Origin of the sequence: Micromonospora sp. NPDC005172 (assembly GCF_040608555.1) — a bacterium.
Taxonomy (GTDB): domain Bacteria; phylum Actinomycetota; class Actinomycetes; order Mycobacteriales; family Micromonosporaceae; genus Micromonospora.
Window position 1 is genome coordinate 41752 of sequence record NZ_JBEXIL010000009.1, and the last position, 26731, is coordinate 68482.

Annotated in this window: 21 protein-coding genes and 1 pseudogene; 7 read left to right on the forward strand and 15 right to left on the reverse strand. The window is 72.9% G+C overall.

Features of this window, described 5'->3' with window-relative positions:
• Positions 1–170: 170 nt before the first annotated feature.
• Both ABZV06_RS08530 and ABZV06_RS08535 read left to right on the forward strand, forming a co-directional pair.
• The gene (locus tag ABZV06_RS08530; RefSeq protein ID WP_355619781.1) at positions 171–1544 is read left to right on the forward strand and encodes an MFS transporter; all 1374 of its coding nucleotides are present in this window, start codon (positions 171–173) and stop codon (positions 1542–1544) included.
• Positions 1545–1613: 69 nt separating this feature from the next.
• Positions 1614–2042 carry a globin gene (locus ABZV06_RS08535; protein ID WP_355241657.1) on the forward strand — a complete coding sequence of 143 codons (429 nt, stop codon included), beginning with the start codon at positions 1614–1616 and terminating at the stop codon, positions 2040–2042.
• Positions 2043–2072: 30 nt separating this feature from the next.
• On the opposite strand, the gene ABZV06_RS08540 is transcribed toward ABZV06_RS08535, so the two are convergent.
• From ABZV06_RS08540 to ettA, 4 genes are all read right to left on the reverse strand, one after another.
• Complete coding sequence (locus tag ABZV06_RS08540) at positions 2073–2657, reverse strand: YbjN domain-containing protein (RefSeq protein ID WP_355241660.1); 585 nt, start codon at positions 2655–2657, stop codon at positions 2073–2075.
• Positions 2658–2789: 132 nt separating this feature from the next.
• Complete coding sequence (locus ABZV06_RS08545) at positions 2790–3512, reverse strand: hypothetical protein (RefSeq protein ID WP_355619784.1); 723 nt, start codon at positions 3510–3512, stop codon at positions 2790–2792.
• The gene (locus ABZV06_RS08550; protein WP_355619787.1) at positions 3509–3955 is read right to left on the reverse strand and encodes a thioesterase family protein; all 447 of its coding nucleotides are present in this window, start codon (positions 3953–3955) and stop codon (positions 3509–3511) included. The genes ABZV06_RS08545 and ABZV06_RS08550 overlap by 4 nt, the downstream gene beginning before the upstream one ends.
• Positions 3948–5624 (reverse strand): energy-dependent translational throttle protein EttA, encoded by a 1677-nt coding sequence (ettA, locus tag ABZV06_RS08555; RefSeq protein WP_355241669.1) that lies wholly within the window; start codon positions 5622–5624, stop codon positions 3948–3950. The genes ABZV06_RS08550 and ettA overlap by 8 nt, the downstream gene beginning before the upstream one ends.
• Positions 5625–5953: 329 nt before the next feature.
• Here ettA and ABZV06_RS08560 point away from each other — a divergent pair, with 329 nt between their 5' ends.
• Together ABZV06_RS08560 and otsB are read left to right on the forward strand one after the other, a co-directional pair.
• Positions 5954–7354 carry a trehalose-6-phosphate synthase gene (locus tag ABZV06_RS08560; protein ID WP_355241672.1) on the forward strand — a complete coding sequence of 467 codons (1401 nt, stop codon included), beginning with the start codon at positions 5954–5956 and terminating at the stop codon, positions 7352–7354.
• A gap of 41 nt (positions 7355–7395) precedes the next feature.
• Positions 7396–9957 carry a trehalose-phosphatase gene (gene otsB / locus ABZV06_RS08565; RefSeq protein ID WP_355619938.1) on the forward strand — a complete coding sequence of 854 codons (2562 nt, stop codon included), beginning with the start codon at positions 7396–7398 and terminating at the stop codon, positions 9955–9957.
• A gap of 358 nt (positions 9958–10315) precedes the next feature.
• Here the strand turns inward: otsB and cobA are convergent, their stop codons facing one another.
• From cobA to cobC, 3 genes are read right to left on the reverse strand one after another with little or no spacing between them, the layout of a single operon-like run.
• Complete coding sequence (gene cobA / locus ABZV06_RS08570) at positions 10316–11536, reverse strand: uroporphyrinogen-III C-methyltransferase (protein WP_355619789.1); 1221 nt, start codon at positions 11534–11536, stop codon at positions 10316–10318.
• 31 nt (positions 11537–11567) lie between these two features.
• Positions 11568–12647: a nicotinate-nucleotide--dimethylbenzimidazole phosphoribosyltransferase gene (cobT, locus tag ABZV06_RS08575; protein ID WP_355241949.1), complete on the reverse strand. Its 1080-nt coding sequence runs from the start codon at positions 12645–12647 to the stop codon at positions 11568–11570.
• Positions 12647–13729 (reverse strand): Rv2231c family pyridoxal phosphate-dependent protein CobC, encoded by a 1083-nt coding sequence (cobC, locus tag ABZV06_RS08580; protein WP_355619792.1) that lies wholly within the window; start codon positions 13727–13729, stop codon positions 12647–12649. Before cobC ends, cobT begins: the two co-directional genes overlap by 1 nt.
• Before the next feature lie 122 nt (positions 13730–13851).
• Here cobC and ABZV06_RS08585 point away from each other — a divergent pair, with 122 nt between their 5' ends.
• Positions 13852–15981, forward strand: coding sequence for a transglycosylase domain-containing protein (locus ABZV06_RS08585; RefSeq protein WP_355619795.1), 2130 nt, complete (start codon positions 13852–13854; stop codon positions 15979–15981).
• Between the two features lie 36 nt (positions 15982–16017).
• Here ABZV06_RS08585 and ABZV06_RS08590 read toward each other — a convergent pair whose 3' ends face one another.
• Both ABZV06_RS08590 and ABZV06_RS08595 read right to left on the reverse strand, forming a co-directional pair.
• Positions 16018–16587 carry a GNAT family protein gene (locus ABZV06_RS08590; protein WP_355241681.1) on the reverse strand — a complete coding sequence of 190 codons (570 nt, stop codon included), beginning with the start codon at positions 16585–16587 and terminating at the stop codon, positions 16018–16020.
• On the reverse strand, positions 16584–17981 hold the full coding sequence (locus ABZV06_RS08595; protein ID WP_355241684.1) for a cobyrinate a,c-diamide synthase: 1398 nt from the start codon (positions 17979–17981) through the stop codon (positions 16584–16586). Before ABZV06_RS08595 ends, ABZV06_RS08590 begins: the two co-directional genes overlap by 4 nt.
• 173 nt (positions 17982–18154) lie before the next feature.
• On the opposite strand from ABZV06_RS08595, the gene ABZV06_RS08600 reads away from it, so the two are divergent.
• Positions 18155–18976, forward strand: coding sequence for an SURF1 family protein (locus tag ABZV06_RS08600; RefSeq protein ID WP_355619798.1), 822 nt, complete (start codon positions 18155–18157; stop codon positions 18974–18976).
• Between the two features lie 23 nt (positions 18977–18999).
• Here ABZV06_RS08600 and ABZV06_RS08605 read toward each other — a convergent pair whose 3' ends face one another.
• From ABZV06_RS08605 to ABZV06_RS08620, 4 genes and pseudogenes are all read right to left on the reverse strand, one after another.
• On the reverse strand, positions 19000–20592 hold the full coding sequence (locus tag ABZV06_RS08605) for an ATP-dependent DNA ligase (protein ID WP_355619941.1): 1593 nt from the start codon (positions 20590–20592) through the stop codon (positions 19000–19002).
• Positions 20593–20725: 133 nt separating this feature from the next.
• On the reverse strand, positions 20726–20932 hold the full coding sequence (locus ABZV06_RS08610) for a hypothetical protein (protein WP_030333429.1): 207 nt from the start codon (positions 20930–20932) through the stop codon (positions 20726–20728).
• Between the two features lie 71 nt (positions 20933–21003).
• A complete protein-coding gene (locus tag ABZV06_RS08615) occupies positions 21004–22347 on the reverse strand; it encodes a dipeptidase (protein WP_355619944.1) in 1344 nt (447 codons plus the stop codon).
• Positions 22340–23040: pseudogene (locus ABZV06_RS08620) on the reverse strand (hypothetical protein); the annotation flags it as partial. The gene ABZV06_RS08615 and the pseudogene ABZV06_RS08620, both read right to left, overlap by 8 nt.
• A gap of 393 nt (positions 23041–23433) precedes the next feature.
• On the opposite strand from ABZV06_RS08620, the gene ABZV06_RS08625 reads away from it, so the two are divergent.
• On the forward strand, positions 23434–23835 hold the full coding sequence (locus tag ABZV06_RS08625) for a rhodanese-like domain-containing protein (RefSeq protein ID WP_355052319.1): 402 nt from the start codon (positions 23434–23436) through the stop codon (positions 23833–23835).
• Positions 23836–23963: 128 nt separating this feature from the next.
• Here the strand turns inward: ABZV06_RS08625 and ABZV06_RS08630 are convergent, their stop codons facing one another.
• Complete coding sequence (locus ABZV06_RS08630; protein ID WP_355619801.1) at positions 23964–25505, reverse strand: cobyric acid synthase; 1542 nt, start codon at positions 25503–25505, stop codon at positions 23964–23966.
• Positions 25502–26617, reverse strand: coding sequence for a cobalamin biosynthesis protein (locus ABZV06_RS08635; protein WP_355619947.1), 1116 nt, complete (start codon positions 26615–26617; stop codon positions 25502–25504). The genes ABZV06_RS08630 and ABZV06_RS08635 overlap by 4 nt, the downstream gene beginning before the upstream one ends.
• Positions 26618–26731: the final 114 nt, after the last annotated feature.

Genomic DNA, 26731 nt, shown 5'->3' on the forward strand with positions numbered 1-26731 from the left:
GTTCGGTCGGGGATGCGACGAACGATCCGTTCGCCCTAGCCAGTTGTCCGACGATCGGGCAGAATCCCGAAGCACGCGTTCCCGCTGGAGCGCGGTCACATCCTCGCTGATCCGCAGATCTGACGAGCGTTCCCGGCCCGGCGGCCACAAGCAGCCGCACCCGGGGGCCGATGGAGGCGACGGTGCCCGACGAGCGACCTTCCACGGAAGGTCCGGCCACTTTTCGCGAAGTACTTGCCCAACGTGAATTTCGGGCTGTCTTCACGGCCGGGTCCTTGTCCTGGGTCGGTGACTACGTCGCCAAGGCCGCCGTGACGCTCCTCGTCTACCAGCAGACCAGGTCCGTCGCGCTCTCCGCCGCCGCGTTCGCGGTGAGCTACCTGCCGTGGCTGCTCGGTGGTCCGCTGCTCGCCACGCTTGCCGAGCGGTACCCGTTCCGGCGGGTGATGGTGGCGTGTGACGTCATCCGGATGGCGCTGATGGTGCTCATCGCCCTCCCGGGGCTGCCGATCCCGGTGGTGCTGGTGCTCCTCTTCACCACCACGCTTGCCAACCCGCCGAGCCAGGCGGCGAAGTCCGCGCTGATGCCGCAGATCCTCGCCGGAGACCGGCTGGTGGTCGGCCTGTCGTTGAACAGCAGTATCGCGCAGGCCGCGCAGGTCCTCGGCTACCTGTTCGGCGCCGCCGTCGCCTCGATCGACCCGACCGTCGCGCTGCTGTTCAACGCCGCGACCTTCGGCTTCTCGGCGCTGCTGCTGCGCTTCGGCGTCCGGGATCACGCGGTCGCGATGACCACCGCCCACCGCAGCCACCTGCTGCGGGAGACCGCCCAGGGCTTCGGCGTCGTCTTCCGTACGCCGGTGCTGCGGGCCATCGCGGTGCTGGTGTTCAGCGCGATGCTCTTCTCGATCGTCCCGGAAGGGCTGGCCGCCGCCTGGGCCAACGAGGGTGCCCAGAGCCACATGGCCGCCGGTACGGCACAGGCGGTGATCATGATGGCCAGTCCGGTGGGCTTCATCCTCGGCGGACTGCTGGTGAGCCGGCTGTGCGGCCCGGCCCGCCGGCTGTCCCTGATGCGACCGCTCGCGGTGTGCGCCCCGCTGGTGCTGGTGCCGGCGGTGCTCGATCCGCCCCCAGCGGTGGTGGCGCTCCTGGCCGCCCTGTGCGGGTTCGCGGTCGCCGGCATGCTCCCGATGGCCAACGGGCTGTTCGTCCAGGCATTGCCGAACGGGTTCCGGGCTCGTGGGTTCGGCGTGATGGCCACCGGGGTGCAGGTCATCCAGGGGCTCGCGGTGCTGATCACCGGACTGCTCGCCGAACGGTTTCCCCTTCCGCTGGTGGTCGGCCTCTGGAGCGCGGCCGGAGTGCTGCTGATGACCGTCGCCGCCCTGCGTTGGCCGGACAATCAGACGGTGGACGCGGCGGTAGCGGCCGCCTCGGCGGCCAACCTCGCGCCGACCCGTGCGGCGGGTGGCATCGCCGTCAGCGACAAGGGCGCCGAGCCGCGACCCGCCGAGGGCCGCCGCCGGCACGCGGTGACCTGATCCGCGGCGTGAGCCGGCGCACGGCCTCCGGGTCGGGTCGACGGCCGACGCGCCTGGCAGGATGGAACGGTGAACCCCGCAGGTGAATCCGGCCGTGCCGATGCGTCGATGACCCTCTTCGAAGCGGTCGGCGGCGAACCCACCTTCCGCAGGCTGGTGGACGAGTTCTACGTCGGCGTCGCCAGCGATCCCCTGTTGCGACCGATGTATCCGGAGGAAGACCTGGGACCGGCGGCCGACCGGTTGACCCTGTTCCTCATGCAGTACTGGGGTGGGCCCAACACGTACTCCGCGCAGCGCGGGCACCCGCGGCTGCGGATGAGGCACGCCCCGTTCCGGATCGGCGGGGCCGAGCGCGACGCCTGGCTGCGGCACATGCGCCAGGCGGTGGACCGGCTCGACCTGGAACCGCAGCTCGCCGTCGCCCTCTGGGACTACCTGGAGCGGGCCGCGTACTTCATGGTCAACGCCATGGAGGACCCGGCCGAGCGCGCCTGACCGCGCGCGCCCGACGCTTCGGCCGTGGCCTCAGAGCAGCGCGCCCTCGTCGTGCAGCCAGTCCACGAAGCTGGTGGCCACCGCCGCGCCGCAGTCGAGCATCTCGACCAACAGAGCGTCGTGGGTGCCGGCACCCAGGGGCACCTGCAACTCGGCGTAGATCGGCAGCTGCCCGCGTTCGGTCGGGTCGCCGATGTACGCCTTGCAGAAGCGGCGGGTGTGGTTCCACTCGTTGACCACCCGGTAGGCCCGGTCGGCCCAGTCCGGCGGGACGGTGGCGTGCGGGCGGGCCCGCATCACCAGGATCTCGTCCTCCGGACCCTCGAGGGTCACCAGCACGGCGTGCCGCTCCCACATGGCCAGCAGGTTGCCGTCGCCGTCGGCCAGGTAACGCACGTCGAGCAGGTCGAGTGCGTCACAGACCCGGCGCAGGCTCACCGGCTCGATGGTGGCCGCCATCTCGGTCAATGTAGGTCTGTCGCTGCCCGGGCAGTCGTCTCCCGGCTGGCGAGGACTCGGCGGCCCGACCCGGACCGCGCTCTCCACTGTGATCCCGCTTCGGGTTTCCGGATCACCGCCGTCGGCGGGACCGGGGCGCCATGACCACCACGGCATCGCTCGTCGCACCTCACTCCCCAGCGGATCCAGCCGCCTACGGTGCGTTGGATCCGAGGATGGACGGTACCCGGACAGCCGGGTTGAAGCACCCCCCCAACGGGCCCACCGGCCCAGAAGAATGAGTGGGGGTCATCCGTTCGGACGAGTAGTGAGGGGAGTCACGGCGAGGTCCGTGGCCTTCTGCAACCAGGCCGCTCCGTATGGTCCCACCAGGCCCACCCAGCGACCGGCGACACGTACCCGCACTCCCGCATGCCCAGAAGGGCCGGCTGGGTCGTCGACGGCGCCGAGGAAGCCCATCCGGACCAGACCCTGCACCAGCCGCTGCGGCACCTCGACCGCCGGGCCCGGCGGATCGTCCGGTGTGACGACAACGGCCACGTGGTCGAGAAGCGCGTCGCGCAGGGCCCGCTGACCCACCGCGCGGCCCGCCACCCCCTGGGCGCTCGCCGTGCGCAGGGTGCCGGCCGCCGCGTCGGCGATCCGGCGCACCTCGACGCTGGGCAGCACCTCGACGGGCTGGCTGCGCGACGGCGGCAGCGGCCAACGCCACTGCGCGTCCCGGCGCTCCGGCAGCGCCGCACCGCCGCGTCCCAGCTCGGCCAGCAGGTCGGCCGCGCCCACGGTGACGTCTCCGGCGGCGTCGCCGGCCACCGTCGAGGCGACCAGCACCTGCCACGGCAGCCGGGCCCACAGGACGACCCGGCCGGGGGCGCCGGCCGGCCGCAGCCGTACCGGCGCCCCCGCGTCCAGCCGCACCAACCGGGCCAGGAAGGCGCCCGCGTCGGCCACGCCGGTCAGACCGTGGCCGGACGGCGACGCCGCCACCCGGTCCGCGCCCGGCCGCGTCACGCCCCACCACCCTCCGGCGCGTACGTGAGCAGGAAGTCCCGCTCCTCGACGGTGATCCGCCGGGGCACCTGACGGGTCAGGTCGAACGGCACCAGCACCGAGCGGGCGCGACTGGCCAGCACATCACCGTCGTACAGCTCGTAGGCGACGGTGAACCGGGACGCCTTGATCTCCTCCACCCACAGCTCGATGCGGACCGTGGGAGCGGCCTCCGCGGTGGCCCGGCCCAGCGCGTAGTCGACCGGGCGCAGGTAGTCGACCTCGTGTCGGCGGATCACCACCCCGTCGGCGAACGAGCCCACTCCCCAGGCCCGGCCGCCGGCGAACATCAACGCCACCCGCGCCTCCTCGTACAGCGTGAGGAAGCGCGAGTTGTTGACGTGGCCGTACGCGTCCAGGTCGGACCAGCGCAGCGTGCAGTGGTAGATGAAGCGGTCAGTCACGGGTCAGCTTGCGGTAGGTCACCCGGTGCGGTCGGGCGGCCTCCGCGCCGAGGCGGTCGATCTTGTTCTTCTCGTACGCCTCGAAGTTGCCCTCGAACCAGAACCACTTGGACGGGTCCTGGTCGTCGCCCTCCCAGGCCAGGATGTGCGTGGCGACCCGGTCCAGGAACATCCGGTCGTGGGAGATCACCACGGCGCAGCCGGGGAACTCCAGCAGCGCGTTCTCCAGGCTGGACAGGGTCTCGACGTCCAGGTCGTTCGTCGGCTCGTCGAGCAGGATGACGTTGCCGCCGATCTTCAGGGTCAGCGCCAGGTTGAGCCGGTTGCGCTCGCCGCCGGAGAGCACCTTGGTCGGCTTCTGCTGGTCCGGGCCCTTGAAGCCGAACGCGGCGATGTACGCCCGCGACGGCATCTCGACCTTGCCCACCATCAGGTAGTCCAGCCCGTCGGAGACGACCTCCCAGACGGTCTTGTCGCCGTTGAGGCCCTCGCGGTTCTGGTCGACGTACGACAGCGAGACCGTCTCGCCGACCCGGACCGACCCACTGGTCGGCTCCTCCAGCCCGACGATGGTCTTGAACAGCGTGGTCTTGCCGACGCCGTTGGGGCCGATGATGCCGACGATGCCGTTACGCGGCAGCGAGAACGACAGGTCGTCGATGAGCACCCGGTCGCCGAAGCCCTTGGTGAGGTGGTTGGCCTCGATCACCGTGCTGCCCAGGCGGGGGCCCGGCGGGATCTGGATCTCCTCGAAGTCCAGCTTGCGGGTCTTCTCCGCCTCGGTGGCCATCTCGTCGTACCGGTCGAGGCGTGCCTTCGACTTGGTCTGCCGGGCCTTGGCGTTGGAGCGGACCCACTCCAGTTCCTCGGTGAGGCGCTTCTTCATCTTGGCGTCGCGGCGGCCCTCGACGGCCAGCCGGGCGGCCTTCTTCTCCAGGTAGGTGGAGTAGTTGCCCTCGTACGGGTACGTCCGGCCACGGTCCAGCTCGAGGATCCAGTTGGCCACGTTGTCGAGGAAGTACCGGTCGTGGGTGATCGCCATGACGGTGCCGGCGTACTTGGCCAGGTGCTGCTCCAACCAGGAGACGCTCTCCGCGTCCAAGTGGTTGGTGGGCTCGTCGAGCAGCAGCAGGTCGGGTGCCTCCAGGAGCAGCTTGCAGAGCGCGACCCGGCGACGCTCACCACCGGAGAGCTGGGTCACGTCGGCGTCCGGCGGCGGGCAGCGCAGCGCGTCCATGGCCAGTTCGAGCTTGGAGTCGACGTCCCAGGCGTCGAGATGGTCGAGCTCCTCCTGGAGCTTGCCCATCTCCTCCATCAGCTCGTCGGAGTAGTCGGTGGCCATCTGCTCGGCGATCTTGTTGAACCGCTCCAGCTTGGCCTTGGTCTCGGCGACCGCCTCCTCGACGTTGCCGAGCACGGTCTTGGCCTCGTTGAGCGGGGGCTCCTGGGCGAGCATGCCGACGGTGTAGCCGGGCATGAGCCGGGCCTCGCCGTTGCTCGGCTTGTCCAGCCCTGCCATGATCTTGAGAAGGCTGGACTTACCGGCGCCGTTCGGGCCGAGCACACCGATCTTGGCCCCCGGCAGGAAGCTCAACGTGACGTTGTCGAGCACGACCTTGTCGCCGTGCGCCTTGCGCGCCTTTTCCAGAACGTAGATGTACTGGGCCACGGTGCGGGCTACCTCCGTCGGTTTGCTGTCGCCTGAGTGGGCGGCGCGGCGCGGGCTGAGACCTCCGCCCGCCGCCGCCGGCGGGGAGCCGGCCACGCGCACGCCATCGTCAATCCTGACAGGTACGGCGCGCTTCGCCCACATCACCCCGCCCGAGGAGTACGCGGCGAGCCGCCCACCCCTCCGACCGTCGGGCTGTCGACAAGATCACCCTGAGGATTCGCCGACTGCGGGGCGGGTAGGAGACTCCGGCACGGGGGCCCAGACACCGCAGCTACGCTCAGTACGCTCATCGCGGTGGACCCGTCAGTACCCGGAGGTGCCCGATCGTGACCGTCCGTAGCTCCTTTGTCGTAGTGGCGAACCGTCTGCCGGTCGACGAGGTGAGCACACCCGAGGGACGGCAGTGGCGACGCAGCCCCGGCGGGCTCGTCACCGCGCTGCATCCCGTACTCGCCGAGCACCAGGGCACCTGGGTCGGCTGGGCCGGTGGCACCGGCGCGGCGCCCGAGCCGTTCGACCTGGAGGGCATCCGGCTGCACCCGGTCCCACTGAGCGCCGAGGAGTTGGAGCGCTACTACGAGGGCCAGTCCAACGCGACGATCTGGCCCCTCTACCACGACGCGGTGGAGACACCTGCGTACAAGCGTCGCTGGCGCGAGGCGTACCGCCTGGTCAACGCCCGGTTCGCGGAGGCCGCGGCCGACGTGGCGGCCGAGGGCGCGACGGTCTGGGTGCAGGACTACCAGCTCCAGTTGGTACCGGCGATGCTCCGCGAGCTGCGCCCGGACCTGCGGATCGGGTTCTTCCTGCACATCCCGTTCCCGCCGATCGAGCTGTTCATGCAGATGCCGTTCCGCACCGAGTTGCTGCGCGGCCTGCTCGGGGCGGACCTGGTGGGCTTCCAGCAGCGGCTGGCGGCGCAGAACTTCGTCCGGCTGGCCCGGCACCTGCTCGGGCTGCGCTACGAGGGTCAGATGATCCAGGTCGACGGTCGGCAGGTGAAGGCGGGCGCCTTCCCCATCTCCATCGACACGCAGGAGATGGAGCGGATGGCCGCCGACCCGGCGATCCAGGCCCGGGCCAAGCAGATCCGCGCCGAACTGGGCGACCCGAAGACGATCATCCTGGGCGTGGACCGGCTCGACTACACCAAGGGCATCGAATTGCGCCTGAAGGCGTTCCGCGAGTTGCTCGCTGACGGAAAGTTGACAGTTCCGGACGCCGTTATGGTGCAGGTGGCCACGCCGAGCCGCGAGCGCGTCGAGCACTACCAGGCACTTCGCGTCAAGGTCGAGCGCGAGGTTGGTCGGATTAATGGCGAATTCGGCCGAGTCGGCGTGCCTGCCGTGCATTACCTCCATCAGTCGTACAGTCGCAGTGAACTGGCCGCGATGTACGTTGCTGCGGACGTGATGATGGTGACCCCGCTGCGAGACGGCATGAATCTCGTGGCCAAGGAGTACGTCGCATCCCGTGCCGACCAGGGCGGTGCGCTCGTGCTGAGCGAGTTCGCTGGCGCCGCAACGGAGCTGCGCCAGGCATTCCTGTGTAACCCGCACGACCCGGACGCGGTCAAGGACGCCCTGCTCCGGGCCGTGCACGTGGAAAAAAGCGAGGCGCGCCGCCGGATGCGGACAATGCAACGTCACCTACGTACCCACGACGTGGGGCACTGGGCCAAGTCTTTCCTCTCCGAACTGGGAGTTTCCGAGGCGGAGGCCGCGTGAACACGTCCGTCAACGACGGAACGGCGATCGCCACCGGGGTCATGGACCCGGAGCTGCGATCCGCCATCGGCCGGATCGCCCGGGTGCCACAGCTCCTGATCGCCTGCGACTACGACGGCACACTCGCGCCGATCGTGGAGGACCCCAGCACCGCCGTACCGCTGCCCGAGTCGGTGGCCGCGATCCGCGCGCTCGCCGCCCTACCGCAGACGAGCGTGGCCGTGGTCTCCGGTCGCGCTCTGCGGGACCTGGCCGCGCTCTCGCGGCTGCCCAGCGAGGTACACCTCGTCGGCAGCCACGGCTCCGAGTTCGACATCGGCTTCGTCGAGCGCCTCTCCCCCGAGCTGGTCGCCGTACGCACCCAGGTGCGCAACGCGCTGCGCGAGATCGCCGCCGAGCACCCGGGCATCCGGCTCGAACGCAAGCCGGCCAGCGTCGCGGTACACACCCGGGGCGTCGACCCGCAGGTCGCCGCCTCGGCCATCGAGGCCGTCCGTAACGGCCCGGCCAGCTTCGACGGCGTGACGGTGACCCAGGGCAAGGAGGTCATCGAGCTGTCCGTGGTGGCCACCCACAAGGGCACGGCCGTCGACCAGCTACGGACCCAGCTCTCGGCCAGCGCGGTGCTCTTCATCGGCGACGACGTCACCGACGAGAACGCCTTCGGCAACCTGCACGGGCCGGACCTCGGCATCAAGATCGGCCCCGGCGAGACCCAGGCCAGCTTCCGGGTGGCCGAGCCCATCGAGGCCGCCCGCGCGCTCGGGCTGCTGCTGGAAACCCGCCGGCACTGGCTGTTCGGCGAGCGGGCGGTGCCCATCGAGCGGCACTCCATGCTGGCCAACGGTCGTACCGTCGCGCTTCTCACTCCCGACGCGAAGGTCAGCTGGCTCTGCCACCCCAAGCCGGACTCGGCGGCGATCTTCGCCGACCTGGTCGGCGGCAGCCCGGCCGGGCACTTCAGCATCACCCCGGAGCGGGGGGGCATTCCGCTGGGCCAGCGCTACCGCTCCGGCACCATGACCGTCGAGACCCGGTGGTCCGGGCTCACCGTCACCGACTGGCTGGACAAGCCGGCGCGCGAGACGACGCCGGACGGCCCGGCGGTGGTGACCGGCGACTCGACCCTGGTCCGGGTACTCAGCGGCAACGGCCGGGTCCGGGTGGAGTTCGCTCCGCGCCCCGAGTTCGGCCAGGTGGCCGTGCAGTTGCAGCCGGTCGGCGACGGCCTGCTGGTGCTCGGCTCCAACGAACCGATCGCTCTCTACTCCCCCGGGGTGGAGTGGCAGGTCAACAACGACGGCGGGTACGAGACCGCCAAGGCGGTTGTCGACCTCTCCGCCGCGGGTGGGCAGGTCGTGCTGGAGCTGCGCTTCGGTACGCACAGCCTGGAGCACCACCGGGTGCCGATCCACGAGCGGCAGGCCGCGGCCGAGCAGCCGTGGAAGGACTGGGTGGCCTCGCTGCGGCTGCCGTCCACATCCCGTGAGCTGGTCGCGCGCAGCGCCCTCACCCTGCGCGGGCTCTGCCACGAGACCACCGGCTCGATCCTCGCCGCGGCCACCACCTCCCTCCCGGAGGAGCTGGGCGGCGTCCGCAACTGGGACTACCGCTACTGCTGGCTGCGCGACGCGGCGCTGACCGCCCGCTCGCTCGTCGACCTCGGGTCCATCGAGGAGGCCGAGGCGTTCCTACGCTGGGTGGACGGCTGCATCGAGCGCACCGGTGGCCACCCGGAGCGGCTGCACCCGCTCTACACCATCGACGGGTACGAGCTGGGCGCCGAGGCGGTCATCGACACGCTGCCCGGGTACGCCGGCTCCCGGCCGGTCCGGGTCGGCAACCTGGCCAACCACCAGCTCCAGCTCGACGTGTTCGGCCCCATCGCGGATCTGATCGCGGCGGTCGCCGACGCGCGCGGCTCGGTCCGCGACGACGAGTGGCGGGTCCTGGAGAACATGGTCGAGGCGGTCCGCCGCCGTTGGCACGAGCCCGACCACGGCATCTGGGAGGCGCGGCTGCCTCCCCGGCACCACGTCTTCTCCAAGGTGATGTGCTGGATGACCGTCGACCGGGCGCTGCACGTGGTGCGTCAGCACGATGGCGAGGACCGGCCCGAGTGGAAGGACCTGCGCGACCGCATCGGCGCCAACGTGCTGGAGCACGGCTGGCACGACGACGTCGAGGCGTACAGCGTCGCGTACGGGGACGAGGACATGGACGCCTCGTCGCTCTGGATCGGCCTCTCCGGCCTGCTCCCGGGTGACGACCCGCGCTTCCTGTCGACGGTCCTGAAGATCGAGGCGGACCTGCGCAGCGGCCCGGTCGTCTACCGGTACCACTGGGACGACGGCCTGCCGGGCCGCGAGGGCGGTTTCCACATCTGCACGGCGTGGCTGATCGAGGCGTACCTGCGCACCGGTCGCCGCACCGACGCCGAGGAGCTGTTCGCGCAGATGGTGCTGACCGCCGGCCCGACCGGGCTGCTCCCGGAGCAGTACGACCCGCTGGCCGAGCGCGGCCTGGGCAACCACCCGCAGGCGTACAGCCACCTCGGTCTGATCCGCTGTGCCCTGCTGCTGGACAACATGCTCAAGCAGTAGGTCGACTCGCACGACGATCGGGGCCGGAGGCGCGTACGCCTGCGGCCCCGATTCCGTTGTGGTTGCCCGGCCTCAGGTCGCTCAGCGTGACACCGGCCGGGTGGGTGACAGGGGTGTGGTGGTGGTCCTTTGCTCTGCTTCAACCCAGGAAACACGCGCCGTCCGATATCCGGACACCGGGTGTTGCCTCCGTTGAAGCAGAGCAAAGGGCGGACACGCAGTCATCGGGCCCCGGACCGATGAGGGGAATTGTCGCAATCCGGCCCAGCGCGCACCGCAGCGCCGCGCACCCGCACCGCACCGCACCGCACCGAAGCGCACCGCGATGCAGCGCCGCGCCACGGCAGCCAGGCTGTCGTCACCCGTCGAGCGCGCCCACCACGTCACCCAGCACGACTACGGCGGGCGGGCGCAGGTCGGCGGCGAGCACCTCCGCGGCCACCGCGTCGAGCGTGGACCGCAGCGTCCGTTGGGCGCCCGTGGTGCCCTCCTGAACGACTGCGGCCGGCGTCTGCGGCGGTCGACCGTGCGCGATCAGGGTGGCCGTGATGGCGGCGAGGTTCTTGAGCCCCATCAGGATCACCAGGGTGCCACGCAGGCCCGCCAGGGCGTCCCAGCGCACCAGCGAGGCCGGCGAGTCGGGCGCCACGTGCCCCGAAACCACGGTGAACTCGTGCGCCACCCCCCGGTGCGTCACCGGGATGCCAGCCGCCGCGGGCGCGGCGATCGAGCTGGTCACCCCGGGCACGACGGTCACCGGCACACCGGCTGCCGCGCACGCCAGCAACTCCTCGCCACCCCGCCCGAAGACATACGGGTCGCCGCCCTTGAGCCGCACGACGCGAGCTCCGGCCAGCGCTCGGTCGACAAGGATCTGGTTGATCTCCTCCTGTGCCCGGGACGGGCCGTAGGGGATCTTCGAGGCGTCCACCAGCTCGACGTCGGGGCGCAGCTCGTCCAGGAGCAGACCGGGTACCAGCCGGTCGGCGACCACCACGTCCGCCTCGGTGAGCAGTCGCCAACCTCGCACGGTGATCAGCTCCGGGTCGCCCGGTCCCGCCCCGACGAGAGCCACCCGCCCGCCGGTCGCCCCGGTGTCGGGGTGCGCCTCGGTCGGCCCGGCGTCGCGCACGGCGAGCAGGTCGCGGATGGCGTCGCGGACGGTCATCGCCCGGCGGGGGTCACCGCCGCCCAGCACCGCCACGGTGACCGGGCCCTGCCGGGTCACCGCCGGCGTCCAGGCCGTGGCAACGGTCCGGTCGTCGGCCCGGACGCAGAAGATCCGCCGTTCGGCGGCGACGGCGCTCACCGACGCCGCCGCGATCGGGTCGTCGATCGCCACCTGGACCAGCCACGCCCCGTCCAGGTCCTCGGGCAGGAACCGACGCGCCACCCACCGCAGCCGACCCGCGTCGACCCGGGCCTGCAACGCCGGGGTCAGCTCCGGTGCCACCAGCAGGACGTCCGCGCCGGCGTCCAGCAGCGCCGGCACCCGCCGGGTGGCGACCGCTCCGCCGCCCACCACGACCACGCGCCGTCCGTCGAGCCGCAGACCGAGGGGGTACGGGCTGGCGCTCACCCTGCACCACCGGACCGTTCGCCAGGCGCGGTCACTTCTCGGCCACGCCTGCGGAGTCGAAGGTGGCCACCTCGTGCAGCACCCGGACGGCGCCGGTGACCACGGGCAGCGCCAGCAGGGCGCCGGTGCCCTCGCCGAGGCGCAACCCCAGGTCGATCAGCGGGTCGAGGCCGAGGTGTCGCAGCGCCACCGTCGCGCCGGGCTCGGCCGAGCGGTGCCCGGCGATCATGGCAGCGACCGCGTCCGGCGCGAACGCGGCGGCGGCGAGCGCGGCGGACACGGCGATCACGCCGTCCAGCAGGACCGGCGTACGACGGGCGGCGGCACCGAGGATCAGGCCGGCCAGCGCGGCGTGCTCCAGGCCACCGACGGCGGCGAGGACACCCAGCGGGTCGGCCGGGTCGGGCGTGTGCCGGGCGAGCGCGGCCCGCACCACGGCCACCTTGTGGGCGTACGTCGCATCGTCCACCCCGGTGCCCCGGCCGGTGCTGTCGAGCGGGTCGACGCCGGTGAACGCGGCGATCAGCGCCGCCGCCGGAGTGGTGTTGCCGATGCCCATGTCCCCGGTGAGCAGGATGCCGGCCCCGGCGTCGATCAGCTCGTCGGCGATCCGGATGCCGGTCCGCACTGCCGCCAGCGCCTCGTCCCGGGTGAGCGCGGCGGTCACCGCGAGGTCCCGGGTGCCCCGGCGCACGGAGGCGTTGACCAGCCGGGGCGCGGACGGGTCGCTCGGGGCGGCGGGCTCGGGGACGGGCAGCGGGTGGGCCACCCCGACGTCGACGACGGTGACCGACGCGCCGGCCTGCCGGGCGAACGCGTTGACGACCGCGCCGCCGGCCAGGAAGTTGCCGATCATCTGCGCGGTGACCTCCTGCGGCCACGGGGTGACCCGCTGGGCGTGCACACCGTGGTCGCCCGCGAAGATCGCCACGGCGGCGGGCTCGGGCACCGGCGGCGGGCAGACCCCGGCCAGCCCGGCGAGGCGTACCGACAGGTCCTCCAGCAGGCCCAGCGAGCCGGCCGGCTTGGTCAGTCGGCCGTGCAGCTCGCGGGCAGCGGCCATCGCCGCCTCGTCCGGTGGCCGGATCGCGGACGTCGTGGTCTCCAGCATCATGCCTCCATGATCTCGCGTAGCACCGCGATGAACGCATCGGTGGTGTTTCGGTCGCGTACCGCCACCCGCAGCCAGTCCGGGCCGAGCCCGGGGAAGGTGTCGCACCGGCGGACGGCCCAGCCCCGGTCACGCAGGGCCTGCCGCACCCGCGTCGCGTCGGGCAGACACAGCAGGACGAACGCGCTGGCGGGACGGCCCGCGACGCGTACACCGGGCAGTTCGGCGAGGCGGGCGACCAGGTGGTCGCGGTCGGCGGCGAGTTCGGCGGCGATCGCGCGTTCGGCCTCGACCGCGACTCCGGTGGCGCAGGCCGCGGCGGCGGCCAGCGCGGGCGTGGAGACCGCCCAGAGCGGTTGGACGGCGGCCAGGCGGGACAGCAGGGCCTCAGCACCGAGAAGGTAGCCGATCCGCAGCCCGGCAAGGCCCCAGGTCTTGGTGAGGCTGCGCAGGACGAGCAGGCCGGGCAGATCCCGCCGTTCGGCGAGCGACTCGGGTTCGCCGGTGTACGCGCCGCCGGTGGTGTCGGCGAACGCCTCGTCGACCACCAGCACCCGGCCGGGACGGGCGAGCGCGGCGATGGTCCGGGCGGGGTGCAGCACCGACGTGGGGTTCGTCGGGTTGCCGATCATCACGAGGTCCGCGTCGGCGGGCACCAGGGACCCGTCGAGGCGGAAGCCGTCGGCCGGGTCGAGCAGCACCCGCTCGACCGTGTGCCCGGCGGCCCGCAACGCCGCCTCCGGCTCGGTGAACTGCGGGTGCACCACCACGGGCCGGTGGATGCCGCGCAGCGCCTGGGCGATGAGCACGAATCCCTCGGCGGCGCCGGCGGTGAGCAGTACCTCGTCCGGGTGACGCCGGTGCCGGGCGGCGACGGCGGCGCGGGCCCGCGTCGGGTCCGGATAGCGGGCCAGATCGGTGAGCGTGGCGGCGATCGGATCGGCCAGCCAGGCCGGCAGTGGTGCCCGGCGGACGTTGACGGCGAGGTCGACCAACCCCGTGCCGACCTCGGCGTCGCCGTGGTGTGCCAGGTCCGGCTCCGCCCCGGCGTACGACGGCACCCCGCACGGCTGATCACGCATGTCCGCGATCCTGCCGGGAAGGTGGCCGGCGGGACAGTCGATGTCGGCGTAAGCCATGTCACCACCTCGCGGGTTTATGAGTTCTTCTCATGTACGAATCGGAAATGTCATAACTTGGCGACGTGAGCAACCGACCCCTTGCTGCCGCTGGTCGACTCGTCCCTCTTCTCCGCGCCGGGCTCATCGCCGGCATCGTGATCGCCGCCGCCGCGTACCCGCTGGTCGCCTTCACCGGGCTCGGCGCGAAGGCGACCGCCCACGCCACGGAGCAGAAGACCAGGCTGCTGACCAAAGCCCTGCCCGCCGAGACCTCCTACCTGTACGCCCCGGACGGCAAGACCGTGCTGACCATGTTCTACGAGGAGTACCGGCAGTACACGAAGCTGTCGGACATGTCGCCGAACATCCAGCAGGCGATCGTCGCCGCCGAGGACAACCGCTTCTACCAGCACCACGGCGTCGACCCGAAGGGCGTGGCCCGCGCCTTCGTGTCCAACGCCCGCTCTGGCGGCTCCCAGGGTGCCTCGACGTTGACCATGCAGTACGTCCGGATGGCCCTGCGGGACAGCGCCACCACCCCCAAGGAGGTCCAGGAGGCCACCCAGCAGACCAGCCTGCGCAAGGTCAAGGAGATGCGCATGGCGCTGGACCTGGAGAAGGAGATGAGCAAGGAAGACATCATGGAGCGCTACCTGAACTCGGCGTACTTCGGTCACCGGGCGTACGGCATCTACGCCGCCAGCGAGATCTTCTTCTCCAAGACCCCGAAGGACCTCACCCCGGTCGAGGCGGCCACCCTCGCCGGGCTGGTCAAGTCCCCCTCCGAGTACGACCCGGCCGACACCGACCAGAAGGACGCCACCGGGCGGCGCAACTACGTGCTGGACCGGATGAGTCAGCTCGGCTACCTCTCCCCCGACTCGGCCGCCGCCGCCAAGACCGAGCCGATCCGGCTGAAGCTCACCACCCCGCCGAGCGACTGCGCCTCGCTCATCGAGAAGTACCGGAGCTGGGGCTTCGCCTGCGACTACCTGAAGAACTGGTGGAGTTCGCAGCCCGCGTTCGGGGCCAACCGGCTGGAGCGGATGGACAAGCTGCGTCGGGGCGGCTACCGCATCGTGCTCAGCCTCGACCCCAAGATCCAGGAGGCGGCGGAGAAGAACGTCGGCGCCAAGGAGGGCACCGGCAGCCCGTTCGCCAACGGGATCGTGGTCTCCGAGCCGGGCACCGGGCGCGTGAAGGCGATGGCGGTGAACCGGAACTACTCCCTGGACCTGGCCGACAACCCACCCAGCTCCAATCCCGAGGCCGGGCCGAAGGTGAAGGCCAACTATCCGAACACGGTGGCGCCGCTGCTCGGCGGCGGCGACCTGCCGGGCTACCAGGCCGGATCGACGTTCAAGATGTTCCCGATGCTGGCCGCCCTGGACTCCGGGATGACGCTGTCCACCTCGTTCAACGCCCCGTACCGCTACAAGTCGTCCGTCTACGACGGCTGGGCGCCCTCCAACGCCAGCGGCGCGATGACCGGCCAGCAGACCATGTGGTCCGGCTTCGGCAAGTCCGTCAACACGTACTTCGTGTGGCTGGAGGAGAAGGTGGGCGCGGAACGGGCGGTCCGGCTCGCCGAACAGCTCGGCCTGCGCTGGCGCACCGACGTCGACCGGGAGCAGGCGTCGCCCGGCAAGGCCAACAAGTGGGGCGCGTTCACGCTCGGCGTCTCCGACGCGACCCCGCTGGAGATGGCGAACGCCTACGCGGCCATCGCGGCCGACGGACGCTACTGCGAGGCCATCCCCGTGCAGGCGATCATGAACCGGGACGGCACCCCGGCCACGTACACCACCCCCGGCGGCATCCAGCGCGAGGTGGCGAAGCCACGCTGCCGCCAGGTGGTCAGCGCCGACGCCGCCCGCGCGGCGACCGACGCCGCCCGCTGCCCGACCGGGGACACCCCGGCACGCGGGGGCTGCGGCGGCTGGTCGACCGCCGACAGCGTCCGGGGTACGGTCGGCCGCCCGGTCGCCGGCAAGACGGGCACCACCGACAGCACCCGGTCGGCATGGTTCGTCGGGTACACACCGGAACTGGCCGCGGCGAGCTTCATCTCCGACCCGGACAATCCGTTCAACGCGGTCGGCGACGGGCAGTCCCAGATCCCCATCGCGGCGGTGGCGCAGACACTGCGCGACGGCCTGAAGGGCACGCCGACCCGCCAGTTCACGCCACCGTCGGACACCATCGTCGGGTGACGGCGACAGCAGCGCAGGGCCGTCCGGCGGCGTGGATCAGCGCAGGTCCGCCGCCACGAACGACCACACTTCGAGGTCGACCCGGCCGCCGCCGACATAGCCGGCGTTGCGGAGCAGCCCCTCGTAGGTGAAGCCGGCCTTCTCGGCGACCCGCCGGGACGCCAGGTTGCCGGGCGCGACACGCAGCTCGACCCGCTGGAAGCCGTGCTCCAGGATCAGCGCGATGGCCACCGCGTCCACCGCCTCGGCGGCCAGGCCGAAGCCCCGGGCGTGGGGAGCCATCGCGTAGGAGACCTCGGTGAGGCGGGCGCCCCAGTCGGTACGCCGGGTCCAGAGGGAGCCGACCACCTCGTGGTCCTCCCGGCGGACCACCGCGTAGTGGTCGCCCTCGCCGCTGTCGCGTCGCTGCCGGGCCAGGTCGGTGCACCAGGCGTGCCCGTCGATCGGGCCGGAGTCGCCGGGCAGCGGCAGCCAGCGCCGGGTCAGCTTGTCGGCGAAGATCTCACCGGCCGCCGACGCGTCGGCCGCGGTGAGCCGGCGCACCTCCGTACGCGGAGTGGAGACGGTCAACGCCGGAAACCGGCGGACCGCCACCTGACCGATCACGCGGGCACCACCGGCGGTGACACCACCTCGGCTGCCGGCTCACTCACGGCCGCGGCCACCACCCGGGCGGCCGTCGCCGGATGCCCGGCCCAGTGCAGGGCGAGCTGCGAGGCGTGCACGTTGCGCCAGACGAAGCCCTCCGGGGTGCCGCCGTCCCAGCTCCACGCCGGCCGCTGACCGGCGCGCGGGGTGAGCACCGCCCGGTGCTCCTTGTGCCCGACGATCACCGTGCCGTCCGCGGCGACCACGCTGTCGGTCTGGGCGGTCGCCTCCCGGTAGCCCACCACGAGACCGTCGCGGCTCGCCCCGACCGCGTCCAACACACCGCACATCGGCAGCCCGTCCAGCTCCCGGGCAAGCCAGAGCAGGCCGGCACCCTCCGCGACCACGGGCCGGCCGGTGCGGGCCAGTTCGGCCACCGCGATGCAGAGCCGGCGGTTGGCCGACAGCTGCTCGGCGTACGTCTCCGGCAGCGCACCGCCGACGACCAGCGCACGGGTGCCGACGGGCAGCGCCTCGTCGCGCAGCGGATCGACAGTGACCACCTCGGCGCCGGCCGCCGACAGCAACTCCGCGGTCTCCGGGTGGCTGAAGCTGCCACCCGGCCCGCCCGCCACCGCGACCAGCGGACGCTGAGCCGGCACGACCAGCTCGCCGAGCACGTCCCGTGGCGACCAGGCCGCCGCCGGCAGGGGCGGAGCGGAACGGGCCAGCCCGAGCAGGCGTTCCAGGTCGACAGTGGCGGCGACGGCCTCGCCGAGGCGGCGCACGGCACGGACCGCGTCGGCCGAGGAGTCGACCACCGGCGCCACCCCGTGCCGGCGGGACGGCAGCACCGCCGGCAGGTCCTGGCGGCGCAGCGCGCCGTAGACGGGCACGCCCACGTCGTCCAGCGCCTCGCGCAGCATCCCCTCGTGCCGCGACGACGCCACCCGGTTGAGGATCACCCCGCCCAGCCACAACTGCTCGTCGTACGAGCGGAAACCGTGCACCAGGGCGGCGACCGACTGGCCCATCGCGGCCACGTCGACCACCAGCACCACCGGACTGCGCAGCGCGGCGGCCGCGGCGGCCGTTGACTCCTGCTCGGGACGGCCACCGACCGAGTCGTACAGGCCCATGCTGCCCTGCACGACGGCGAGCCCGGCGCCGGCGGCGCCGTGCGCGACCAGCGGGGCGAGCCGGTCGACGCCGACCAGCCGGGGGTCGATCACCCGGCCGGGCCGACCGGCGGCGAGACCGAGGTACGCGGCGTCGACGTGGTCCGGGCCGAGCTTGAACCCGGCGACGTCGACACCTCGCTCGGCCAGGGCGGCGAGCAGCCCGATCGCCAGCGCGTTCTTCCCGTGCCCGGAGGACGGCGCGCTGAGCACCAGGCGCGGCACGACGGTCATCATCGACTCCTCGCGGGCGGTGGCGGGTACACGACGGACAACCGAGGGGGTCGATCCGTCGGCGTGACGATACCCGTCCGATCCGACGGGCGAGCACCGCCAACCGGGGGTCGGCGGACCGTCCCGGCCCGGTCGCGGTGAGTGGTCCCGGTCATACGGGTAGCCTCGGTCCCGTGTACCGGTTCCTGCTGAGCCCACGCTGGTTGGGCGCCCTCGCGCTGACCCTGGTCGCCGCCGCCGTGATGGTGTGGCTCGGCAACTGGCAGCTGGACCGCTACCGAGGTCGTACCGAGATCAACGAGCGGATCGACGCGGGCGAGCGGATGCCTGCGGCGCCCCTGGCCGAGGCGTTCCGCCCGCCGACCGGCGGCCCCGGCACCGCCGGTCCGGCCCCTGCGAAGGACCGGGTCTGGACCCGGATCACCGCCACCGGCCGGTACGACACGTCGAACACCGTCCTGGTCCGTGGCCGGACGGTCGACAGCCGGGTCGGCTTCGAGGTGCTCACCCCCCTCGTGCTCGCCGACGGCACCGCGCTGCTGGTGGACCGCGGCTGGATTCCGCCCGCTCCGGGGGGCGCGACCGCCCAGCCGTCGGTGCCCACCCCGCCGGGTGGCGACGTCACGGTCAACGGCCGGGTGCACGAGACCGAGAGCGGCGCCGGCGCGGTGGACCGCCGCGACGGGCGGCTGGAGACGCGGCGGATCGCCGTACCGCGTCTGGCCCGCGAGCTGCCCTACCCGGTCTACGGCGGCTATCTGCTGCTGGACGAGCAGACCCCGGCCGCCGACCCGGTCTTCAAGGCCGTTCCGGTGGGGCACACCAACAACTGGCAGAACTTCGGCTACGTGGTGCAGTGGTGGCTCTTCGCCGCGATGGCGATCTTCGGCTACGGCTGGGTGGCCCGCCGTGAGGCACGCCGGGCCGCAGGCCTGGATGGCACGACCGCCCCGCTGGACCGGGCGGCCGACCCCACGCCGAGCACGTCCGCCTGAACCGTCCGGCCTGCGCCCCGGCGTCAGCCGGTGGGCCGTCCGGCGTGGATCGCGCGGACAGCGTCGATGGTGTCCGCTTCGGCGGCGGACTTGTCCTCCCGGTAGCGCACCACCCGGGCGAACCGCAGCGCCATCCCACCCGGGTAGCGGGTGCTCGTCTGCACGCCGTCGAACGCGATCTCCACGACCTGCTCGGGGCGGACCCGGACCACCCAGTCACCACGCTCGACGGCGAGGCCGAGGAAGCGGTCGGTCTGCCAGCGCAGCAGCTCGTCGGTGAGCCCCTTGAACGTCTTGCCGAGCATGACGAAGTCGCCGGTGCGCGGATCACGGGCACCGAGGTGCAGGTTGGAGAGCCAGCCCTTGCGCCGGCCGCTGCCCCACTCGACGGCGAGCACCACCAGGTCGAGGGTGTGGCGCGGTTTGACCTTGACCCAGGCCGCGCCTCGACGGCCGGCGTCGTAGGGTGCGTCCGGCGCCTTGACCACCACACCCTCCTGCCCCGCGTCGAGGGCGGCGGCGAATGCCGCAGCGGCCTGCTCCGGACCGTCGACCTCCATGCGCCCGACCAGCAGCGAGGCGTCCACCGCGCCGGCCAGAGCTGCCCACCGCTCGCGGCCGGGCAGGTCGATCAGATCCTCACCGTCGAGGTGCAGCAGGTCGAAGAAGTACGGCGTGAGCACTGTCGTGCCGGTGGTGGCGGCAGCCGCGAGCACCGCCGGGGCGACCGGCGTACGGCCGGTGGTGCTCGGCGTGGTGCGCCGGGCGGCCCGACTGGAGGTCTGCTGGAACGGCAGCGGGCGGCCCGTCTCGTCCAGGCCGATCGCCTCGCCGTCGAGCACCAACTCCCGGCCAGGCAGGGCGCGAACCGCCGCGACGACCTCGGGCACCCGGCTGGTGATCTCGTCGAGGCTGCGGGTGAACACGGCGATGTCGGCGCCGGAGCGGTGCACCTGGATGCGGATGCCGTCGAGCTTGACGTCGACCACGGCGGGCGTGCCGGTCGCGGCCAGCGCCTCGTCGACCGAGGGGGCGCTCTGCGCGAGCATCGGCGCCAACGGCCGGCCGACCCGCAGGCCGAACCCGGCCAGCTCGGCCTCGCCCCCGGCCAGCGCGGCCACCGCCACGGCGCGCAGGTCACCGGCGAGCAGCAGAGCCCGACGGACGGTGGCGACCGGCACCTCGGCGGCCCGCGCCACGGCGTCGGCGAGCAGCCCGGCCTGGGCACCCTGGCGCAGCTCGCCGCCGAACAGGCCGGTGAGCAGCCGTTGCTCGTCGGTGGTGGCCGCCGCGTAGAGGGCGCCGAGCAGAGCCCGGCGGCGAGCCTGCGAACCGGTGCCCTGCACGGCGGCGATCTGCTCGATGGCCGCGTCGACGGCGGCCACGGTCAGCGTCGGCTCGGCGGCCGGCGGTGGCAGGTCACGCAGGCTCGCGTAGCCCACGCCGGTCTGGCGTTGCCGCAGCTCACCGGCGAGATAGCCGGCGCCGGGCTCCACCTCGGGCGGGTCGAGCCGGCGCAGCGCGTCGGCGAGCAGCTGCACCTTGGCCCGCCGGCCACTGGTGGCGCCCACGGCGGCGGAGGTGGCCGCCAGGTCGATGAACCGCACGACGCCCATCCTGCCAGTCACCTCCGACACCGCCCGGGCATTGCCGTGCCCGGGCGGTGTCGGCGCGGTGCCGCAGCCCGCCGGGCCCTGGTCCACGGAGGCGGGCTGCCCCTGTGGAACAGGCACTGACGGACGGCAGGAATCAGGCGGAGACGGGCTCCTCGATGCGCAACCCTCGGGCGCGGACCTCGCCGGCCACCCGGGAGAGCACCGAGTCGAGGGCGACCAGGGCGGCGGAAAGCTCACCGAGCTGCTCATTGAGCGTGTCCTCGGACCACGCGGAGACGTCGACGTCCCCCAGTGCGCTGACGGCGGCCCCCAGGCGGGCCATCACCTCGTTCGTACTCATGTTCGAAAGCCTATAGCAATCCCATCCGCGACACGCCGTAAACGCGCAGATCAGACGCAAACTTGCCGTTATCACTCAGCCGCTGCGGCCACCTTGCCCAGCAGCAGCGCCTCGGCGAGGCAGACCTTGGCGAACTCGCCGAGGTGCAGGCTCTCGTTCGGACCGTGCGCGCGGGCGTGCGGGTCCTCCACGCCGGTCACCAGGATCGCCGCCTGCGGGAACATCTCCTGGAACGTGGCGATGAACGGGATCGAGCCGCCGACGCCGATGTCCACCGGGTCGGTGCCGTCCCAGGCGGTGCGGAACGCCGAGCGGGCGGCGTCGAACATCGGCCCGGACGCGTCGATCACGCACGGGTCGCCGTCGTGCTCGAAGGTGACCGTCACCTGAGCGCCCCACGGCGCGTGCTTCTCCAGGTGGGCGCGCACCGCCGCGTACGCCCGCTTGGGGTCGTCGCCCGGTGCGAGACGGACGCTGAGCTTCGCCTTCGCGGCCGGCACCAGGGCGTTCGGGGCCTCACCGGTGGCCGGCGCGTCGATGCCGAGCACGGCCAGCGCCGGCTTGGTCCAGAGCCGGTCGGTGAGCCGGCCGGTGCCGATGAACTGCACACCCTCGGCCAGCCCGGCCTCGACGCGTACCCGGTCCTCCGGGTAGTCGACGGCGGCGCCCACCCGGCCGACCAGCCCGTCCACCGCCACGTCGCCGGCGTCGTCGTGCAGGGTCGCCAGCAGCCGGACCAGCGCGGTCAGCGCGTCCGGCACGGCACCGCCGAACATGCCGCTGTGCACGGCGTGGTCCAGCGTGCGCACCTCGACGAAGCAGTTGACGATGCCGCGCAGCGAGGTGGTCAGCGCCGGTACACCGATGTCCCAGTTGCCCGAGTCGGCGATCACGATGACGTCCGAGGCGATCTCGTCGCGGTGCTCGTCGAGCAGCCGCTCCAACGAGTCGGAGCCGAACTCCTCCTCGCCCTCGATGAACAGCACCACACCGACCGGCAGCGCGTCCCCGTACGCCCGCAGGGCCGCCACGTGCGCCATGATGCCGGCCTTGTCGTCGGCCGCACCCCGGCCGTACAGGCGGCCGTCGCGCTCCACCGGCTCGAACGGGTCGGACTCCCACAGCGACCGGTCACCGATCGGCTGCACGTCGTGGTGGGCGTAGAGCAGCACGGTTGGCGCGCCGGGCGGGGCCGCGCGACGGCCGATCACGGCGGGCTGGCCGCCGGAACGCACGATGTCGACGTCCAGGCCGCAACCGCGCAGCAGCTCGGCGACCGCCTCGGCGGAACGCTCGACGTGCGAGTGGTCGAAGCCGTCGAAGGCGATGCCGGGGATGCGGACGAGGCGTTCCAGGTCGGCCCGTACCCCGGGCATCTCCCGCTCGACGGCGGCCCGTACCTCGGACTCGGACATGATCGGTGAGGTCATGACCGGCATCGTATGCCGGCCTTACCCCGGCGTGCCGGCGGAGCCCGTGCCCACCCCGCCGACCCGCACCAGGTAGCGGGACGTGTCGAGCGGCAGCGCCGGCGCGCCGTCGGCCACCAGGTCGGCGTGGGCTGCGGTGTCGTCGGCGGCGAAGTGCGCGCGCTCCCCCGCATGCCAGCGGCGCAGCTCGGGCAGGACTTCCGGCCCGTCCCGCTCGATGGCACGGGCGAGCCGCAGCGGCGCCGGCGCGGTCACGAAGACGGCGAGCGTCAGCTCCGGCCGGATCACCGCACGGGCGGCGCTGACCCCCTCCACGATCAGCACCGGCGTCACCGGCACCGCCATCGGGCGCGGCAGGAAGGACCGCCGCACCCAGCTGTACCGCCGGTACGCGCCCGGCTCCCCCCGCCGCAGCGGGACCAGCACCTCGTCGTCGAACCGGGGCCAGAAGGTCAACTGGTCGTCCCAGCCGTCGAGCAGGTCGTCGGTGTGCACCACCGGTGGTCGCCCGCCGGGCAGCGCCGCCAGGGCATCCGCGAGGTGCGCGGCGAACCGGCTCTTGCCCGCGCCGCTCGGCCCGTCGACGGCGACCAGCCGGGTCCGCCCCAACCGCGCCGGGCCCGCGAGCACCCGCCGCGCCACCTCGGCGTACGCCTCGACGACCACCACCCGTGCCACCTGCCCGACGGCACGCCCCGTCGGCCCGCCGACGTGGCCGCCCTCGCCCTGGTGCGGACCCGGGTCGCGCCGCCGCGGACCGCCGCGGTCGAGCGGTTCCCTGCCGACGACTCCACGCACGACCGCAGTATGCCCCCCCGGTCCGAGCCCGCCGGACGGGGTGATCGACTCGGGTTCACGGATGTCGGGGTGTCCCGCCGGCCAGGACGGCCCGACATCACGGAAACCGAGTCGATCATGCTGGCTCCGACGGCTGTGACACGTCCGGCTGAGCCGGCTCGGGCGGCCACTCTCACGTCCGGGGGAATTGGCGTGGCGACGGGTGACGGGCGGACCGTTCGGCGCGCGGGCCGGTGGCCGAGTCGGCATGATCGGGTGGTGCTCCGAGACGTGATGAGCCCCGGCATCGACGCCCTGCTCGAACAGGCCCGCGCCGGGCTGCACCGACTTACTCCACAGCAGACCGTCGAGGCGGTCCGCGGTGGCGCTCTGCTTGTCGACACCCGTACCGACACACAGCGCCGCGAACAGGGTGATCTTCCCGGGGCGGTCGTCATCGACCGCACGGTGCTGGAGTGGCGGCTCGACCCGGCCAGCGCCTGGCGCATTCCGGAGGCCACCGCGTACGACCGGGAGATCATCGTGGTGTGTCGCCAGGGTTACAGCTCCAGCCTGGCCGCCGCCAGCCTCCAGACCCTCGGCCTGCGCCGGGCCACCGACATGATCGGTGGCGTCGACGCGTGGCTGGCCGCCGGACTGCCCACCACGGACCGCCCCGCCGACATCCGCCTCTGACCCGCCCGCTACCCCAGACCGCTCTACGAGCCACCGGGGAGCCCGCCTACCTGGCCGATCATGCGCTGTCGGCGGGCGGCCCGTCGCGGGGGTGGACGCTCGGGCGGTCCCTTGCGGGGGTGGCGCGCTCAGGTGGGCGGGGCGCCGGGCGGGATGAAGGGGAGGTCCGTGGGCGCGCCGGTCTCGATGAGACGCCAGAGGGCGTCGGTGTCGAGGTGCTCCTCGACGAGGTCGCCGAGCAGGTCGAGCGAGCGTTCCCGGGCGGCGGCGAAGCTGGTGGTCGGCGCGACCCGGAATCCCCTGCGTCCGGCCAGCCGGGCCGCCTCGGTGAGGAACCAGCGGCGGAATCCGTCGGACTCGAACGCCCCGTGCCAGTGCGTGCCGTGCACCGCGCCGAGCACCGCCCCCTCGCCCGCGCCGTCGGCCCCGGTCAGCAGCGGGGTCAGTGCCGGGTCGGCCTGCGAGACGTACCCGTGGTGGATCTCGTAGCCGCGGACCGTCACGTCGCCGGGGCCGGCGCCCACCGACTGCCGGACGGTCTTGCGGGGATCGAAGGTGATCTCGATGGGCAGCAGGCCGAGCCCGGGCACACTGCCCCGCCGGCTCTCGACCGTGTCGTGGATGGCCCGGCCGAGCATCTGGAAGCCGCCGCAGAGGCCGAGCAACGGCTTACCGGCTGCCGCGTGGGCGGCGACCGCGTCGGCGAGGCCCGTCTCGCGGAGCCAGGCGAGGTCCGCGACCGTCGACTTCGAGCCGGGCAGGACGATCAAATCGGCAGAGGCCAGTTCGGCAGGCTCGACGGTGAGGCGTACGCGGACACCCGGCTCGGTGGCGAGCGCCTCCACGTCGGTGGCGTTGCTGATGCGGGGCAGTCGGACGACGGCCACGTCCAGCCACTCGGTGCCGTGCGGGGCGGCGGGCCGACCGAGCACCCGCCCGTAGGCGAGCGAGTCCTCCGCGTCCAGCCACAGGTCGAGCGACCAGGGCAGCACCCCGTACGTGGGCCGGCCGGTCACGTGCCGCAGCATCTCCAGCCCGGGCTGGAGCAGACCGAGGTCCCCCCGGAACTTGTTGATCACGAAGCCCGCGACGAGCGCCTGGTCGGCCGGATCGAGCAGGGCCACCGTGCCGAACATCGACGCGAAGACGCCACCCCGATCGATGTCGCCGACCACGATGGCGGGCAGGTTGGCGTGCCGGGCGAGCCCCATGTTGACGTAGTCCCCGGCCCGCAGGTTGATCTCCGCCGGGCTGCCCGCGCCCTCACAGATCACCACGTCGTACGCGGCGCGCAGCTCGGCCAACGCCGCGTACGCGGTCTCGGCGAGCCGGGGCCGCAACTGCCGGAAGGTGCCGGCGGTGATCGTATCGACCGCCTCGCCGAGGAGGACGACCTGGCTGGCGAGGTCACTGCCCGGTTTGAGCAGCACCGGGTTGAAGCGCAGGTCCGGTGCGAGCCCGCACGCGGCGGCCTGCATGGCCTGGGCGCGGCCGATCTCCCCACCACGCCCGTCCGGCCCGACGACGACGGCCGAGTTGTTCGACATGTTCTGCGCCTTGAACGGCGCCACCTTCACGCCACGCCGGTGCAGCCAGCGGCAGATGCCGGCGGTGAGCACGCTCTTGCCGGCGTCCGAGGTGGTGCCGGCGACCAACAGCCCACCGCTCATCGCCCGCTCCCCCGCCCCACGACGCCCCCGACCCGGCCATGCTCCGGCCCGACGGGCAGCAGGCCGCCCGCCGACCAGCCACGTCGAAACGCCTCCCGGGTCGCTGGACGACCGGTGCGCCGTCCCGTCACGGCTCGCAAGCTGCGGCGCGCCACTGCGTCGGTCAGGCGGCCGACGGTCACCGGGTAGGCAGCGGCCACTCCGAGGGCGGCCAGGCCGACAGCGCCGGAGATGCGCGCGGCCCGCTTGAGGTGTCGCGCCTCGGGACGGGGGCCGTCGCCCAGGAACGGGCGGACCTCGGAGCGCCCGAAGTACATGTTGCGGCCACCGAGGCGGACGCCGAGCGCCCCGGCCATCGCCGCTTCGCACTGGCCGGCGTTGGGGCTGGGGTGGTCGTTGCGGTCCCGCCGCCACACCCGCCAGGCCCGGTCCCGGTCGCCGTTGGCAACCGGTGCGACGGCGATGGTGAGGAGCCCGGTCAGCCGGGACGGCACGAGGTTGAGCAGGTCGTCCAGCCGAGCGGCCGGGGTGCCGAACCGCGCGTAGCGCTCCGATCGGTGCCCGACCATCGCGTCGAGGGTGTTGGCGGCGCGGTAGCCCAGCAGCCCGGGCAGGCCGGCGACCGCACCCCAGAGCAGCGGGGCGACCACCGCGTCGGAGGTGTTCTCCGCGACCGATTCGACGGTGGCGCGGGCCAACTCCGACTCGTCCAGGGTCGACGGGTCCCGCCCGCAGAGGTTGCCGAGGCGTTCCCGGGCGGCGGGCAGGTCGCCGTCGCGGAGCGTACGACCCATGATCGCGGCCTCGCGCCGCAGCGTACGACCGCCCAGCACGGTCCAGGTGCCGACGGCGACGAGGACCGCGCGGCTCACCGGCCGGTGCCGGGTGGCCACCGCGGCGACCGCCCCGAGCGCCACGGGCCCGCCGACCGCCAGCGCCGTGAACACCGCGCCGGCTGTCCGGTCCGGCCGGTGCAGGCGACGCTCCAGAGCGCCGGCCACCTGGCCGAAACCGGCTACCGGGTGCCACCGTCGGGGGTCGCCGAGCAGCCTGTCCAGCGCGTAACCGGCCACCAGGCCCACCGCGTTCGCCACCGGCGCTGTCTGCCGCACGCGTACCACCCCCCGGCCGGCCAGCCTAGACGAGCGCCGCATGAGCCAGCCGCGCCTGCCGTACTCCATCGGAACCTCCTCTGGCCGTTCCGCTCACGCGGGGTGACGACGCCG

Bases quoted from the DNA above. Each gene is read 5' to 3' on its own strand.
- ABZV06_RS08625 (WP_355052319.1), top strand. From the start codon at position 23,434: ATGAGCCCCGGCATCGACGCCCTGCTCGAACAGGCCCGCGCCGGGCTG.
- otsB (WP_355619938.1), top strand. From the start codon at position 7,396: ATGGACCCGGAGCTGCGATCCGCCATCGGCCGGATCGCCCGGGTGCCA.
- ABZV06_RS08595 (WP_355241684.1), bottom strand. From the start codon at position 17,981: ATGACCGTCGTGCCGCGCCTGGTGCTCAGCGCGCCGTCCTCCGGGCAC.
- ABZV06_RS08610 (WP_030333429.1), bottom strand. From the start codon at position 20,932: ATGAGTACGAACGAGGTGATGGCCCGCCTGGGGGCCGCCGTCAGCGCA.
- ABZV06_RS08540 (WP_355241660.1), bottom strand. From the start codon at position 2,657: ATGCCGTGGTGGTCATGGCGCCCCGGTCCCGCCGACGGCGGTGATCCG.
- ABZV06_RS08605 (WP_355619941.1), bottom strand. From the start codon at position 20,592: ATGGGCGTCGTGCGGTTCATCGACCTGGCGGCCACCTCCGCCGCCGTG.
- ABZV06_RS08630 (WP_355619801.1), bottom strand. From the start codon at position 25,505: ATGAGCGGTGGGCTGTTGGTCGCCGGCACCACCTCGGACGCCGGCAAG.
- ABZV06_RS08615 (WP_355619944.1), bottom strand. From the start codon at position 22,347: ATGTCCGAGTCCGAGGTACGGGCCGCCGTCGAGCGGGAGATGCCCGGG.
- cobT (WP_355241949.1), bottom strand. From the start codon at position 12,647: ATGCTGGAGACCACGACGTCCGCGATCCGGCCACCGGACGAGGCGGCG.
- ABZV06_RS08530 (WP_355619781.1), top strand. From the start codon at position 171: ATGGAGGCGACGGTGCCCGACGAGCGACCTTCCACGGAAGGTCCGGCC.
- cobC (WP_355619792.1), bottom strand. From the start codon at position 13,729: ATGCGTGATCAGCCGTGCGGGGTGCCGTCGTACGCCGGGGCGGAGCCG.